The following is a 14,586-nucleotide window of genomic DNA, read 5'->3' as shown; positions in this document are numbered from 1 at the left end:
GTACCGCGCCGCTGGTGCCCGGGCCGCTTACCGAAAACGGGTATCATTGCCGGCTTCGAGCACGCCTTGGCCGCAAGGCGCCCCACCAAAACCAGGGAATACCCCGGTACAACTTATGCAACCCACACCTAACCACCCGCTGGTTCCGCCTCGACTGGCCTGGGCCGATGTCGTGCGCCTCGCCGCCATTCTCATGGTTATTGCCGTGCACTGCGCCGACCCGTTCAACGTGTCGCCGGAAGCCCGCGCCAATCCGGAATTCAATTTTTGGGGCAGCATCTACGGTTCGTTTCTGCGCCCCTGCGTGCCGCTGTTCGTGATGCTGACGGGCATGTTTCTGCTACCCATCCGGGAGTCGATGAGCGCATTTTACCGAAAGCGGCTGCTGCGCATTGTGGTGCCCTTTCTGGTTTGGTCCGTTTTCTACAACCTGGTTCCCTGGTTGACGGGCGTGCTAGGCCTGGGCCCCGAGGTGGTCAGCCGCCTGTTCGCGTACGCCGGCCCGCACCCTTCCCAGGCCTGGGCCGACAGCTGGCACCACATCCTGCTGATTCCCTTTCAGTTCAGCACTTACACCGTGCCCATGTGGTACATGTACATGCTGATTGGCCTGTACTTGTACATGCCCGTGTTTTCGGCTTGGGTAGCGCAGGCCACGGCCCGGCAGCAGCAGCTGTTTCTGGCGGTCTGGGGTATCACGCTTTTTCTGCCCTACGCCTACGAATTTGCCTCCCGGTACCTTTTGGGGGTGTGCGCCTGGAACAGCTTCGGCGTGTTCTACTACTTCGCCGGTTTCAATGGCTACTTGCTGCTGGGCCATTATTTACGGCGTCACAATCGGTTAAACCTGCTGCGTAGCGTACTGCTGTCGGTTGTGCTCTTTGGCATTGGCTACGCCCTTACCTACCTGGGGTTTCGCCACATGACGGCTCGCCTGGGCATCTCGGAGGAGCAGTTGGAGCTGTTTTTCCTCTACTGCTCACCCAACGTGGCCCTGATGACCTTGGCCGTGTTTATCAGTGCCCAGCAAATCAGACTCTCCTCGCCCGCGGTTACACGCGCTTTGGCCAACATCACCAAATGCGGTCTGGGCATTTACCTGACGCATTACCTGCTGGTAGGCATCGGCTACTCGGTGGTCGACGCGCTGCGCGTGCCCGTCGCAATCCGCATTCCAGTTACGGCGGGGCTGGTTTTTCTGGCGGCCTGGGCGCTGGTGGCCCTGAGCTACCGCGTCTACCCCCGGCTAGCCAAATGGGTATTGGGCTAGCGGGCCCGCGCCGCCATTGCCCATAGCCCGGGGCAAAGTCGGACTACAAGCCGCAACCCGCGGCGCGGTTCACAGTCCGGCGTTGCCCCGGGCACCTGCTTTACTCGTCGAGGGTATTTTTCAGCTTGCCCAGCAGGCTGTAGGCCCCGGTGGTAGCCACCGTGGTTTCGGCCGTGACGCTGGCCGGCAGCACCAGCGGCACCGTACCGTTTTCCACGGCGCCGGCGCGGCGCACCTCCACCATGCGGAAGCGGCCGGCGGCCCGCTGCACGAAGATGTAGCTCTTGCCCTCGTAGTCGACCACCGCGGCCTCGGGCAGTGTGGGCGCCTGGGCCTGCGCCGCGGCCGTTTCCACCGTGGCCCGCACAAACATACCGGGCAGCAGCGCGGGGTTGTCTTCCTCGTCGGGGTGTGCGTGCACGCTCACGGTGCGCGCCTCGGGGTCCACGGCCCGACTGACCAGCGTGATGCGGCCCAGGTGCTCTTTGCCGGCCGAATCGGAGGCCAGGGTGAAGCGGATGCGCTGACCCACTGCCAGGCGCGGGGCGTCCTTTTCGAACACGGTCAGCTCCACGTGCAGGTGCGTGGGGTCGACCAGCTCGGCTACGGGCTCGGTGGACGTTACCGTTTGGCCGGTGGTGGCCCGCACGTGCCGCACAAAGCCGCTGATGGGCGCCCGCAGCTCGGCGGTACTGCTCATCGGGCCGCTGGCTTGCACCGGCAGGCCGGCCAGGCGCAGGCGGGCGGCCAGGGCGTCGCGCTGGGCCTGCAGGCTGCGAAACTCGGCCTGGGCGCGCTGCAGGTTCTTGGCCGGGGCTACTTCCTCGCGCACCAGCTCGCGCTGGCGGTCCAGCTCGGCGCGGGCGTAGTCGAGCTGGCTGAGCACCTGCCGGTAATCCTGCTGCACCTGAATGAACTCGGGGTTGCGCACTACGGCCACGGCCTCGCCGCGGCGCACGTGCGCGCCCGGCAGCAAGGGCAACCGCTCAATGTAGCCGCCGAGCGGGGCGCTGAGCACCACTAGGCTTTGCGGCGGCGCCTCCAACGAGCCGTTTACGCGCAGCGCGCCGGCCGCGGCTTGGTAGCTCACCCGGCCGGTGCGCACGCCGGCCACGCGCAGCTCGTCGGCGTTAAGATGCACTTCATCGGAAGGCGCAGCCGGCGCCTCGGCCGATTCAGGGGCAGGCTTTTCGTTGGCGGAAGACTGGCAGCCGCCCAGGGCCGTCAGCAGGGCCAAGGGCAGCAGGTAAGCGGCAGAAAGAAAGGGTATGCGAAACATGGGAAGGTCGAAGTTGCGCGCCGGTGGCGGGGCGTCGGCGCGGTGTAGCGCGGGCTTCGCTGCGTCGACTTGCAGCTTAGCCCGCGTCGGTCAGATGGAATATCAAATAGCCCGAACCGCCGTCGGTCGTCGACAATCGTTCGGCCGGACGCGGGCTCAACCACGGGGCAGCGTAACTACGCCCGGGCTATAGTCAGTCGGTGCGGCCGAGCAGGTATTCCACTTCCAGCACCGTTTGGTTGTAGGCCAGCACGGCGTCGAGGTAGTCGGTGCGCAGGCGCTGGGCCCGCTCGGCGTGCAGCAGGTACTCGGCGAAGGGCATTTCGCCGCTGCGCCAGCCCTTGCTGGCCAGGCGCAGAATGAGTGCGGCCTGGGGCAGGCCGGTTTGCTGGTAGAACTGCATGCGCGCCTGCTGCTCACGCAGGCGGTTCAGCAGCGCAGCCTGCGAGGCGGCTACTTCGGCCACGCGACGACGGTAGGCGGCTTCGGCGGCCAAGGTCTGCAGGCGGGCGGCTTCCTCGCGGGCCTTGTAGGGGCGCGTGAGCAGCGGCACGCTCAGGCTAAGCTGGGCGGCCTGAAACCGGTCACCGGGACCGTAGAAGCGCTCCGTGCCCTTGTACTGAATGTTGCCGCGCAGGGACTGGTTGAGGTAAGTCAGGCCCAGCTCGGGGCGGCGGCTGCGCAGCTCTACCAGAGCTGCGGCCTGCCGTTCGGCGGCCTGTCGGGCCAGCACCCGGGCCGCGGGGTCGGGCGGGGCGGAGCTGGTATCGGCGGCTGTGGTTAGCAGAGTGTCCGCGAGGATGGCGGCCAGCTCGGCGGGCACCGGCAGCGGCTGCAGCAGCGAATCGGCCGGCGCGGGCGGAGTGGGCAATTGCAGCAAGGCCTGCAGTTGGCGGCGGGCAGCCACGTAGTCGGCGCGGGTGCGCTGCTGGGCCACCCGGGTTTCGCCCTGCTGCACCAGCGCCGTGGCCGGCTCGATGCGGGCCGCCTCGCCGGTACGGAAGCGCAGGTCGGCCGCGCGGCGGAACTCGCGGCTGAGGCTGTCCTGGGCGCGCAGCAGCAGCAGCCGGTGCCGCGCGTACACGGCCTGCTGATACGTTAAGCGCACCTGCCGGCGCAGCTCAGCCCGGCGCAAGTCCAGCTCCGATTGGGCCAGCGCTACTTGGGCCTCGGCCAGCCCGGTGAGGGCCCGGATGCGGCCCAGCGCCGGCAGCGGCTGCGAGAGGGAAAACTGGTTGTCGAGGTAGGGCGAGTTGAACTGCCCGAAGCCGGCCTGCACCGTGGTGCGCGGCAGCTCCCACACCGCCCCGCGCACCGCCGAGCGGGCCGAAAGCTGGTAGGTAGCCGCCCGCACCTCCCCGCTGCGGCCTAGGGCCGTTTGCACGGCACCAGCGGCGGTGATGGGGCCAGCCGGCGTCAGCGGCGTGGTGGCCGGGTCGGGCGACGGGGTTTGGGCCTGGGCGGTTGCCGTCAGCAGGAGCAGCAAGCCCGCGCCTACCGCCGCCACCGGTACCGCTTTGGGCCGGCGGCCGAGCAGGTTGCGCCAGAAGCCGCCCTCCGATTCGCTCAGGTAATAGAGCACCGGCAGCACCAGCAAGGTCAGCAGCGTGGCCGACACCAGCCCGCCGATGACCACCGTGGCCAAGGGGCGCTGCACCTCGGCGCCAGCGGTGCCGGCCAGGGCCATCGGCAGAAAGCCCAGCGAAGCCACCGTGGCCGTCATCAGCACCGGGCGCAGGCGCTCCTCGGTGCCGCGCAGCACCCTCTCGCGCACGTCGCGGATGCCGAAGTCGCGCAGGTGGTTGAAGGAGCTCAGCAGCACGATGCCGTTGAGCACGGCCACGCCGAAGAGGGCAATGAAGCCCACGCCGGCCGAAATGCTAAAGGGCAAGTCGCGCAGCCACAAGGCCAGCACCCCGCCCACCGCCGCCAGCGGAATGGCGGTGAAAATGAGCAAGGCCTGCCGCAGGGAGCCGAAGGTGAGGTAGAGCAGCCCGAAAATCATCAGCAGGGCCGCTGGCACGGCCACCGCGAGGCGGGCGTTGGCCTGGCGCAGGTTCTCAAACTGCCCGCCGTAGGTGGTGACGTAGCCGGGCGCGAAGTGCACTTGCCGCTGCACGGCTGCCTGCACGTCCTGCACCACGCTTTCCACGTCGCGGCCGCGCACGTTAAAGCCCACGGTGATGCGGCGCTGGGCGTTGTCGCGCTGAATCTGGCTGGGGCCGACTTGGTAATCCACCCGCGCCACCTGCTCCAGCGGCACCTGCCCACCACCGGGCAAGGGCACGTTCAGGGCGCGCACTTGGCTGATGTCGTGGCGGTACTCGTCGGCGAGGCGCACCACCAGGTCGAAGCGCCGGTCGCCCTCGAACACCTGCCCCGCGCCGGCCCCGGCAAAGGCGGCTTCGATGCTGTGGTTCAGGTCCTGCACGCTCAGGCCGAACTGGGCCAGCCGCTCCCGGTCGGGCGCCACCACGATTTGGGAGAGGCCGGTGGCCTGCTCCACGTAGAGGTCGGCGGCGCCGGGCACCTGCCGCACCACCGCGCCCACGCGGCGGGCGTAACCGGCCAGCTGGTCGAGGTCTTCGCCGTAAATCTTGATGACCACATCCTGCCGCGCCCCCGAAATCAGCTCGTTGAAGCGCATCTGAATGGGCTGCTGGAAGCTGTACGTCACGCCCGGCAGCACGCTCAGCGCTTTTACCATTTTGGCGGCGAGGTCCTCGCGGTTGTGGGCCGTAGTCCACTCCTTGCGGTCCTTGAGCACGATAATCAGGTCGCAGGCTTCCAGCGGCATGGGGTCGACGGGAATTTCCGAGGAACCGACCTTGGCCACGACTTCCTTGACTTCTGGAAACTTCTCCTTGAGAATGTCCGAGGCCAGCTGCGCCTGCTTGGCGGTGTGGTCGAGCGAGGAGCCGGGCAGCACGCGGGTTTCGACGGCGAAGTCGCCCTCTTCCAGGGTCGGAATAAACTCGCCGCCGAGCGTACCCAGCAGCAAGGCCGCGCCCACGAGCAGCAGCACGGCGGAGGCCACGACCAGCCGAGGCATGGCCAGTACGCGCGTAACCAGGCGGCGGTAGCGGGCCGCCAGCATGGCCAGCACGCGGTCGGACCAGCCGCCGCCGCGCACGCCCTTGCGCAACACCAGCGCCGACATCACCGGCACGTAGGTCAAGGAGAGAATGAAGGCGCCCATGATGGCGAAGGCCACCGTCTGGGACATGGGCCGGAACATCTTGCCCTCGATGCCCACCAGCGCCAGAATCGGCAAATACACCATCAGGATGATGAACTGCCCGAACGAGGCCGACTGCTGAATGCGCGAGGCCGCGTCGTACACTTCCTCGTCCATTTCCTCGGGCGTGAGGTCCTGGTCGAGCAACGGAATTTCCCCGTCGCCGTGGGCGTGGCCGAAGCGCGAGGCCAGCCGGTGCATGGTGGCTTCCACGATGATAACCGCCCCGTCGACGATGAGGCCGAAGTCGATGGCACCCAAACTCATCAGGTTGCCCGACACGCCAAACATCTGCATCATGCCAATGGCAAAGAGCATGGCCAATGGAATAACCGAGGCCACCAGCAGGCCGGCGCGCAGGTTGCCCAGAAACAGCACCAGCACAAAAATCACGATGAGCGCACCCTCCGCCAGGTTTTTCTCCACGGTATGGATGGCCTGGTCCACCAGCTTGGTACGGTCGATGAAGGGCTTGATTTCCAGCCCGGGCGGCAGCGTCTTTTCGATAGCAGCCATCTTCTCCTTCACCGCCTTCACGACTTCCGAGGAGTTGGCCCCGCGCAGCATCAGCACCAAGCCGCCTACCGTTTCGCCGGTGTGGTTGCGGATGAGCGCCCCGAAGCGCGGCGCGGCGCCGGGGCGCACCTCGGCCACATCGCGCACCAGCACCGGCCCGCGCCCGGGCGCCGCCGGCCGCACCACCGCCCGCCCGATGTCGGCCTCGGATTGCGACAAGCCTTCGGTGCGGATAAACCAGGCCTGCGGGCCGCGCACCAGGTAGCCGCCGCCGGCGTTGCCGTTGTTGCGGCTCAGCGCCGTTTGCAGGTCTTCGATGGTCAGCCCGAAGCTGCGCAGGCGGTCCGGAGCTATGGCCACTTCGTACTGGCGCAGGTAGCCGCCAAACGACGACACGTCGGCCACGCCGGTAGTGCCCAGCAGCTGCCGCCGAATCACCCAGTCCTGCAGCGTCCGCAGCTCGGCCAGCGAGTATTTCTTCTCGAAGCCGGGCTTGATGCGGAGGGCGTACTGGTAGATTTCGCCCAGGCCGGTCGTGGCCGGGCCGATTTCGGGCTGGCCCAGGCCGGGCGGAATCTGCGCCTCGGCGGCGCGGATGCGCTCGGCCACTTGCTGCCGGGCCCAGTAGTTGTCTACCTCGTCGCCGAACACGATGGTGACCACCGAGAGGCCGGCGCGCGAAAAGGAGCGCACTTCCTCGCGGCCCGGAATGGTGGCCATGCTCTGCTCCACCGGGAAGGTGACGAGCCGCTCCACGTCGGCCGCGCTCAGGGAGGGCGACACGGTGAAGACGATGACTTGGTTGTTGGTGATGTCGGGCACCGCGTCGATGGGCAGGTGCCGCAGGGCGTAGAGCCCCCACACGAGCAGGGCCGCTACCCCGATGCCCACCCCCAGCTTGTGCCGGAGGCTGAGCAGTATCAGCTTGTTGAACATGAATCCGCACGCCGCCTACGCCCCATGGGGCGCAGCACGGCCATCAGAAAGGGCCAACCGAATTGCAGCGGGCCGCGCTGCGCTTCTGCCTGCAGAAACGCGCCGACGCCGCCCAAGCCGGGCCGCTAGCCTACGCCCGGCTTGCCGCGAAGGCAGCCACGGGGCGCGGAGGTTGGAACAACGGGCGCGAAATGCCGCGCGGGGCCGAGGCCACGTACTCGCCGCGGTACTGCTGATCCACCGGAAACTCGAGCGGCAGCGGGGGCACCGTCAGCAGGCGCAGCGTGGGCGGCAGGGCCAGCGCCACGGCTTGGTGCAGGCAGCAGTGCAGGGGCAGCTGCGCATGGTCGCGCTGGTGCTCCTGGTTGTGGCGGCCGGCGTAGTGGTCGTACAAGAAACGCCACACCGAGTTGGTGGCGTGCTGCTGCTGGTAGTGGCTGATGAGCACGGGCAGCTTGGCCAGCTCCAGCACGTTGCCGGCGGGCATCAGGCCCGCCACAAACAGGTGCAGGCTCAGCACAGCTATGACCAGTTGCTTCATCATCCTAGACGCAAAGATACGGCAGGAAACAAGGTGCGGCCGGCTCCGTGCCGGCCGCGGCGGTTTTTTAAGCAGTTCTTAAGAGTAAACCGCCCCGTTTGGATGGAGGCTAGCTTAGCTGATCCAGAGTCCGCGTAGCAGCTTGCCTGCTCTGCATAAACGAGCCCAACAGCTCGTCAGGTCGAGCTTGCCGAAACATCTAGCGTGCTGACTCTGGGTAGTAAACGCAACGAGCAGATTACTATCTGGCGAGATGTCTCGACTGCGCTCGACATGACGGCCATAAGCGACCAACGAACTGGCTAATGGATCAGCATAGGTATTTCAGCCAGCAGATTTCCGGCGGGCAGAACGTTCTAGCCTTCCCGACCGCGGCTACTTTGGGTCGGCCACTTTCACCACCGCCTTGCCGGTATTCTCGCCCCGGAACAGGCCCAGAAAGGCCTGCGGAATCTGCTCGAAGCCTTCGGTCACCGTTTCCTCGAACTTGAGCTTGCCCTGCTGGTACCACGCGGTCAGGGCCCGCACGCCCTCGGGCCAGCGCGGGTAATAGTCGCCCACGATGAAGCCCTTGAGCAAGGCGCTGCTCTGCAATAACTTGGTTTCGGGGCGCGGGCCCACGGGCACTTCCTGGGCGTTGTAGGTCGAAATCTGCCCGCAGAGGGCAATGCGGGCGTGCTTGTTGAGCAGGCCGTACACGGCATCGGTCACGGCCCCGCCCACGTTGTCGAAGTAGCAGTCGACGCCGTCGGGGCAGGCCTGGGCCAGGGCGGCGGCCACGTCGGCGGTTTTGTAGTTGATGGCCTCGTCGAAGCCCAGTTCGTCTTTCAGGTAGGCAATTTTCTCGGCCGAGCCGGCGGTGCCCACCACGCGGGCGCCCTGAATCTTGGCCAGCTGGCCCACCACCGTGCCTACCGCTCCGGCCGCCCCCGACACCACCACGGTTTCGCCGGGCTGGGGCTGGCAGATGTCCAGCAGACCGAAATAGGCCGTCAGGCCCGTCATGCCCAGCAGGCCGAGGTAGTAGCTCAGCGGGGCCGCGTCCCGGGGCACCGGCTGCAAGCCTTTGCCGTCCGAAACCTGGTACTCGCTCCAAGCCAGGTTGCCCACCACGATGGTGCCCGCCGGCAGCTTGTCCAGCTGGCTTTCCACCACCTGCGCTACCACGCCCCCGCTGATGGGCTGGCCCACCTCAAACGGCGCCACGTACGACTTGCCCGCGTTCATGCGCCCCCGCATGTAGGGGTCGACGGACACGTACAGCGTCTTGAGCAGCACTTGGCCCGCCTGGGGCCGAGGGGCGTCGGCGGTTTCGAAGCGGAATACCTCGGCCGTCGGTTCGCCTTTGGGCCGGTGGTCGAGCAGAATGGTGCGGTTGGTCATGGCAGTGCGTGGGTAAAAGGCCAAGGCGTAAAAAATGACAAGGGCGACGACCCGCCAGTGCCGGTCGTCGCCCTTGCTAAACTCCAAACGTGGAGCCCGGGTTGGGCTTAGTTGGTTGTGGTGTGCAGGTTCACCTCGATGTTGCCGCGGGTAGCGCGCGAGTAAGGGCAAATCTGGTGGGCAGCGGCCACGAGGTCTTCGGCCTGGGCTTGCTCGATGCCGGGCAGGTTCACGTGCAGGTCGGCCGCGATGCCGAAGCCGCCGTCCTCGGCCTTGCCGAAGTGCACGAAGCTTTCGATGGTCACGTCCTTCAGGCTCACTTTGGCCTGGCGGGCGGCCACGCCCAGCGCGCCCTCGAAGCAGGCGGCGTACCCGGCGGCAAACAACTGCTCGGGGTTGGTGGCGCCTTCTTTGCCCATGCCGCCCATGGCCTTGGGCGTGCTAAGCTCCAGTTCCAGCGCGTTGTCGTTGCTGGTCACCTGGCCGTTGCGGCCGCCTTTCACGTGGGCTTGCGCCGTGTACACTTTCTCGATTTTCATGGGTGTTGCGTTTTAGCGGTTGTGTTGGCAGCGTTCAAGCTTGCTCATATTCCGGAGCTGCCCGAACGTTGAATTACTGCTGGGCAAAGGTAATGAATTTTATATTTCACAAAATATAATTTTGCACAATCAATTAACGCAATTCAATCATCTTTGATAATCAGTTTATAACCAGCTAAATAGCGCAACGCGCCCATCCAGCAGCTTGTGCCGAACAGGCGCGCCGACGCGGGCTTGGCAGCTGCCGCTATTCCGCCACGAGGCGCCGGGAAGCAAAGTAGCCGCCGGGCCCTTCCATACGCAGCAGATACAAACCCTTTGGTAGTAGCCCCAGCGCCACCGTGGCCCGGTCGGCAGTGCCCGGCCAAGAACGGCTCAGCAAGGTGCGCCCAGCGGCATCCACCAGCACGTAGCGGAGCCCCGTGCGCGGCGCTCCGACGGGAAGCTGCACCTGCACGCTGCCGCGAACCGGGTTGGGAAAAACACTAAGCTCCGGCTGCCGGGCCGCTTTGGTGCCCAGCACGCCGCCGGCCAGCGCGGTGAGGAAAGCCTGCGCCGAGCAGCAGCTTGGGCCGGGCATGGTGTACGTGCCGAAAGTGGCCGCCCCCGACGTCCAGCCCCCGAGATACAGCGAGCTGCCGGCCAGCGCGATGCTGCCGGCCACGTCGTCGCCGACGCCACCGGCCTGCTGCACCCAGTCGAAGGAACTGCTGGCACCGCCGTCCGTCAGCTGGGTCATGAACATGTCGTTGTAGGTCGGGTCACCGGTGAGCGTAGTGCTGCCGAAGCTGGCCGTGCCTCTGAACGTGCCCGCCACGTACACCCGCGAACCGCTGCCCGCCAGACCCGTTACCCGGTCGTCGCCGGGGCCGCCCAGGCGCTGGGCCCACGCAAAGCTGCCGCTGCTGCCCGCATCGACGAGCTTGGCCAGGAACACATCGTAGATGTAGTAACCAGGTGGGGCCGTCGAGGGGGCCTTCTGCAGGGTGCTCGTTCCAAAAGTGGCCGTGGCGCTTTCAAACAGCCCCGTCACGTACACGTTCGTTCCGGCCAGCACCAGGTTGCTGGCACCGTCGATTCCGGTGCCCCCGCCGCGCACGGCCCAGACAAACGATGCCGAGTTGCCGTTGTCCTGCAGCTTGAGCACGTACATGTCGCCGGTATCGGAGAAGCCCCCGGTGTTGCTGAGCGTGAGGCTGCCAAAGCTGACGGTAGGACTGCTAAAGGTGCCGACCGCGTACACTTTGTTTCCGCTCACGGCCACGTCTTCGAGGCCATCGGTGTAGTTGCCGCCCCCGCGTACGGCCCAGACAAACTGGTGCGTAGCGCCCGATTCGGTGAGCTTGGCCACGTAGGCATCCCCCGCCCCGCTGACGGCATCCAGCATGGTGCTGCCCAGGACCACGCGCCCGGAAAAGGAGCCGGCTACGTACACGCCGGCGCTGCTCACCGCTAGGCCCGAGCAGGTGGCCCCGCCCGTCGATTCGGCCCACTGCAGGGCCCCGGCATCGGTAAACTTGGCCAGGAAACTCGTAGCGCCTCCGCCGGGCAGCACGGTGCTGCCGATGGTGAGCGTGGGGCTGAGAAAGGTCCCCGACACGTACACGCTACCGCCGTAGGCCGTGATGGTCGATACCAGCTCCGAGCTAGCTCCGCTGGCCTGCTGGGCCCATACGTACCCGCCCGTAGGCGTCCATTTGGCCACGAAGATGTCGTCCCGGTACTGGGGGTCAGCGTTGACAAGCGTGGTGCTGCCGAAGCGCAGCGTGCCGTAGAACCCACCGGCAACGTACACGTTACCAGCCGCATCGGTGGCCGTTACCGCTATTTTGGATGAACTATTGGCCAGTTGAACCGGGAAGCTCACCGGTTGCCAGGCCGGTGTCTGGGCCGGCGCCAGCAGGCTTGCCAGCAAACTCACCAGCAGCACCGCCAAGCGCCGCAACACAGTAGAATTTAACCCCATTAGACTGACTAGTGCAGAGTAGAAAAACGGGCGGCAAACTACTCAAAAGCCCTGAGGTTATGGCGGGCCGCGCCGCTACGACAGTTGCGCCACCAGCTGCTTCAGCTGGGCGCGCAAGGCCTCAAACTCTTCCGGGCTCAGCTGCAGGCGCGTCTGCAGGGCCGCCGGAATGCAGAGCGCCTTTTCCTGTAGGGCCTGCCCGGCCGGCAGTAGCCCGATAACGACCGAACGCTCGTCGCGCGGGTCGCGGCGGCGGCTCACCAGGGCCCGCTGCTCCAGCCGCTTCAGCAAGGGCGTGAGGGTGCCCGAATCGAGCAGCAGCCGCTCGCCCAGTTCTTTTACCGTCAGTTCGCCGTGCTCCCACAGCAGCAGCAGCACCAAGTACTGTGGATACGTCAGCTCCAGCTCCTGCAGCAGCGGCTGGTAGGCCTTGGTGAACAGCCGCGACGCAGCATACAGGGGAAAGCAGAGCTGATTTTCCAGCTGCAGCAGCGGGTTGGGCGTGGGCTTGGACATGTCGAGGGGCGTGACAATGAAAGTAACCATCAAATTTAATTGCGGGCAATTTGATTCACTTGGTATCCAATTGGGCTGCCGGACGGGCCTTTTATATTCAAAATGTACTATAGCCGCTAAACCAGCGCGGCTGCCGCGGCTCTAAGCCGCAAATTGCCGTCCTATGAACCCTGTGCTACGCTACGCCGCCCTGCTGCTGTTCCTGCTGCTAACGTCAACCGGCCGCGCCCAAACGCCGCTGTACTTTCCGCCGACGACCGGCACCACCTGGGCCAGCACCCCTCCCCAGAGCCTGGGCTGGTGCCAGCCCCAGCTGGATACCCTGCTCAACTACCTTGGCCGCCAGCACACCAAGGGCTTCATCGTCTTGAAAGACGGCCGCTTGGTGGTGGAGCAGTACTACGGCAGCTTCACCCGCGACTCGCTCTGGTACTGGGCCTCGGCCGGCAAGTCGCTCACCGCCACGCTGGTCGGCGTGGCTCGGCAGGACGGCCTGTTAAGCCTCTCGGATTCAGCTTCGCGCTTCCTCGGCCGGGGCTGGACCTCGGCGCCGGCCGGCAAAGAGCGGCTCATCACGGTGCGCCACCTGCTCACCATGACCTCCGGCCTCGACGACACCCCGCCCGCGCCCTGCGACAACGAAAGCACCCAGGCCGCCTGCCTGCTCTACCAAACCGACGCCGGCACCCGCTGGGCCTACCACACCGGGGCCTACCGCAAGCTGCAGCCCCTGCTGGCCGCCGCCTCGGGCCTGAGCATGAACCAGTACACCAACCAGAAAATCGGCAACGTCATCGGCATGAGCGGGGCCTGGGTCAACGACGTGTACTACAGCCGCCTGCGCGACGCGGCCCGCTTCGGCCTGCTCGTGCTGGCCCGCGGCAACTGGAACGGCACCGCCGTGCTGCGCGATACGACCTATTTCCGCCAGATGACCACGCCCTCGCAGCCGCTCAACCGCAGCTACGGCTACCTCTGGTGGCTCAACGGGCAGTCGAGCTACATGCTGCCCCAGTCGCAGCTGGTGCTGCCCGGGCCGCTGGTACCCACCGCCCCGGCCGACATGCTCATGGCCCTGGGCAAAAACGACCAGAAAATCTACGTGGTGCCGAGCCTGGGTTTGGTGGCCGTGCGCCTGGGCCAGTCGGCCGGGCAGCCCAAGCTGGCGCTGTCGTCCTTCGACACCGAGCTGTGGCGCCGGCTGATGGCCACTGTGCAGTGCCGGCCCAGCGCCGCAGCCGTGCCGGCGCATCCGGCGCCCTTGGCGCCGTACCCCGTGCCCGCCGCCGACGAGCTGACCGTGCCTCTGGACGCCGCTTGGGGCCGCGTCCAGCTGCGTTTGTACAACGTGCTGGGGCGTTGCGTGCGCTCGGCTACGGGGCAGGCTCCGTACCAGCCCCTATCGCTGCGCGGCCTGCCCGCCGGAAGCTATTATCTGCAAGCCGTTGACGGACAAGGCCAAATGCTTGGCTCAAGCCGCGTATTGCATTAGCATTGTTCTATGTTTATCCGTGCTAGCCCCATGTCAAAAACCCGTGCCTCCACGGATTGACCACGACGCGCCGGAGCCGTTACTTTGTCATCATCAAGCCGCTACCAGCTCGTTTTCTACCCCAAATTCACTGCTACCCGTTCGTCGCCGCCAGCAGCCCCGACCGTTAGTCAATTCGTGACTTATTTAGCTGCAAGAGCAAGCCCCTCCGCCGGTACGGAGGGGCTTTTTACTTTTCCGCCTCCTCCGCTAGCGGCCTCATTCCGTGCGCGGCGTCCTGCGGCTGGTGTATTTTTGCGGCGGCCGAAACCGAGCTTGCAACTTTTGCGCGCCGCGTCGGCTCCTGCCTACGCCCGCAGTCGATCAGCTCAAGTGCCGCGGGCGCGCTTCCGCCTATGTCTACATTTTCCGTTTTGCTGACCTGCTGCGCCTTGCTGCTGCTGCCGGGTTGTTACGTGCAGCAGGACGAACCCAAGTCGTTGCCCGTTTACCGCCCGCTGCTCATGACGCGCGCCACCCTGGAGCAGGCCGTGGCGTTGCTGCCCCCGCGCGACGTGCAAGTGCCGGGCAAAATCTATTCGCAGGGCAGCTACCTGCTCGTCAACGAGCAGTACGAAGGCCTGCACATCCTCGACAACCACGACCCGGCCCACCCGCGCAACGTAGGGTTTCTGCGCGTGCCCGGCTCGCTCGACGTGGCCATGCACGGAACGGTGCTCTACGCCGATAACGCCGTGGACTTGGTGACCGTCGACCTGAGCGACCCGGCCAATGCCCGCGTGCTCGGCCGGGTGCGTAACGTATTTCCGGAGCTACCCCTGCCCGAAACGGCGAGCATCGAGCCCGGCTACCGGGCCGAAAACCGGCCGCCCGACGCCGTGGTGGTGGGCTGGCAAAAAGTACAGTAGTC

10 protein-coding genes are annotated in these 14,586 nt (G+C 66.2%); 3 read left to right on the top strand and 7 right to left on the bottom strand.

Annotated features, from left to right (window positions below):
• Positions 1 to 115 precede the first annotated feature (115 nt).
• Positions 116 to 1,270: an acyltransferase gene (locus LJ737_RS12310; protein WP_227766074.1), complete on the top strand. Its 1,155-nt coding sequence runs from the start codon at positions 116 to 118 to the stop codon at positions 1,268 to 1,270.
• 100 nt (positions 1,271 to 1,370) lie between these two features.
• On the opposite strand, the gene LJ737_RS12305 is transcribed toward LJ737_RS12310, so the two are convergent.
• The 7 genes from LJ737_RS12305 to LJ737_RS12275 form a co-directional block, all read right to left on the bottom strand.
• Positions 1,371 to 2,549: an efflux RND transporter periplasmic adaptor subunit gene (locus tag LJ737_RS12305; RefSeq protein ID WP_227766072.1), complete on the bottom strand. Its 1,179-nt coding sequence runs from the start codon at positions 2,547 to 2,549 to the stop codon at positions 1,371 to 1,373.
• A 193-nt stretch (positions 2,550 to 2,742) separates the two neighbouring features.
• Positions 2,743 to 7,239, bottom strand: coding sequence for a CusA/CzcA family heavy metal efflux RND transporter (locus LJ737_RS12300; protein ID WP_227766071.1), 4,497 nt, complete (start codon positions 7,237 to 7,239; stop codon positions 2,743 to 2,745).
• Between the two features lie 130 nt (positions 7,240 to 7,369).
• Complete coding sequence (locus tag LJ737_RS12295; RefSeq protein ID WP_227766069.1) at positions 7,370 to 7,783, bottom strand: hypothetical protein; 414 nt, start codon at positions 7,781 to 7,783, stop codon at positions 7,370 to 7,372.
• Positions 7,784 to 8,155: 372 nt separating this feature from the next.
• On the bottom strand, positions 8,156 to 9,163 hold the full coding sequence (locus tag LJ737_RS12290) for an NADP-dependent oxidoreductase (RefSeq protein ID WP_227766067.1): 1,008 nt from the start codon (positions 9,161 to 9,163) through the stop codon (positions 8,156 to 8,158).
• A gap of 107 nt (positions 9,164 to 9,270) precedes the next feature.
• Positions 9,271 to 9,702 carry an organic hydroperoxide resistance protein gene (locus LJ737_RS12285; RefSeq protein WP_227766065.1) on the bottom strand — a complete coding sequence of 144 codons (432 nt, stop codon included), beginning with the start codon at positions 9,700 to 9,702 and terminating at the stop codon, positions 9,271 to 9,273.
• Between the two features lie 247 nt (positions 9,703 to 9,949).
• Positions 9,950 to 11,668, bottom strand: a complete 1,719-nt coding sequence (locus LJ737_RS12280) for a T9SS type A sorting domain-containing protein (protein ID WP_227766063.1) — start codon at positions 11,666 to 11,668, stop codon at positions 9,950 to 9,952.
• Between the two features lie 75 nt (positions 11,669 to 11,743).
• Entirely contained in the window at positions 11,744 to 12,214 is a 471-nt protein-coding gene (locus LJ737_RS12275; protein ID WP_317206651.1) for a MarR family winged helix-turn-helix transcriptional regulator, read from the bottom strand.
• Between the two features lie 133 nt (positions 12,215 to 12,347).
• On the opposite strand from LJ737_RS12275, the gene LJ737_RS12270 reads away from it, so the two are divergent.
• Together LJ737_RS12270 and LJ737_RS12265 are read left to right on the top strand one after the other, a co-directional pair.
• A complete protein-coding gene (locus tag LJ737_RS12270; protein ID WP_227766062.1) occupies positions 12,348 to 13,676 on the top strand; it encodes a serine hydrolase domain-containing protein in 1,329 nt (442 codons plus the stop codon).
• Positions 13,677 to 14,071: 395 nt separating this feature from the next.
• The gene (locus tag LJ737_RS12265; RefSeq protein ID WP_227766060.1) at positions 14,072 to 14,584 is read left to right on the top strand and encodes an LVIVD repeat-containing protein; all 513 of its coding nucleotides are present in this window, start codon (positions 14,072 to 14,074) and stop codon (positions 14,582 to 14,584) included.
• Positions 14,585 to 14,586 lie beyond the last annotated feature (2 nt).

Origin of the sequence: Hymenobacter sp. 15J16-1T3B, from assembly GCF_020711235.1 — a bacterium.
GTDB lineage: Bacteria > Bacteroidota > Bacteroidia > Cytophagales > Hymenobacteraceae > Solirubrum.
The sequence above is the reverse complement of the archived record's forward strand: the minus strand, read 5'-3'. Positions and strand labels throughout refer to the sequence as shown.

What these genes read in the sequence shown, in the direction of transcription:
- LJ737_RS12310 (WP_227766074.1), top strand. Translation starts at nt 116, where the DNA reads ATGCAACCCACACCTAACCACCCGCTGGTTCCGCCTCGACTGGCCTGG.
- LJ737_RS12305 (WP_227766072.1), bottom strand. Translation starts at nt 2,549, where the DNA reads ATGTTTCGCATACCCTTTCTTTCTGCCGCTTACCTGCTGCCCTTGGCC.
- LJ737_RS12300 (WP_227766071.1), bottom strand. Translation starts at nt 7,239, where the DNA reads ATGTTCAACAAGCTGATACTGCTCAGCCTCCGGCACAAGCTGGGGGTG.
- LJ737_RS12295 (WP_227766069.1), bottom strand. Translation starts at nt 7,783, where the DNA reads ATGATGAAGCAACTGGTCATAGCTGTGCTGAGCCTGCACCTGTTTGTG.
- LJ737_RS12290 (WP_227766067.1), bottom strand. Translation starts at nt 9,163, where the DNA reads ATGACCAACCGCACCATTCTGCTCGACCACCGGCCCAAAGGCGAACCG.
- LJ737_RS12285 (WP_227766065.1), bottom strand. Translation starts at nt 9,702, where the DNA reads ATGAAAATCGAGAAAGTGTACACGGCGCAAGCCCACGTGAAAGGCGGC.
- LJ737_RS12280 (WP_227766063.1), bottom strand. Translation starts at nt 11,668, where the DNA reads ATGGGGTTAAATTCTACTGTGTTGCGGCGCTTGGCGGTGCTGCTGGTG.
- LJ737_RS12275 (WP_317206651.1), bottom strand. Translation starts at nt 12,214, where the DNA reads ATGGTTACTTTCATTGTCACGCCCCTCGACATGTCCAAGCCCACGCCC.
- LJ737_RS12270 (WP_227766062.1), top strand. Translation starts at nt 12,348, where the DNA reads ATGAACCCTGTGCTACGCTACGCCGCCCTGCTGCTGTTCCTGCTGCTA.
- LJ737_RS12265 (WP_227766060.1), top strand. Translation starts at nt 14,072, where the DNA reads ATGTCTACATTTTCCGTTTTGCTGACCTGCTGCGCCTTGCTGCTGCTG.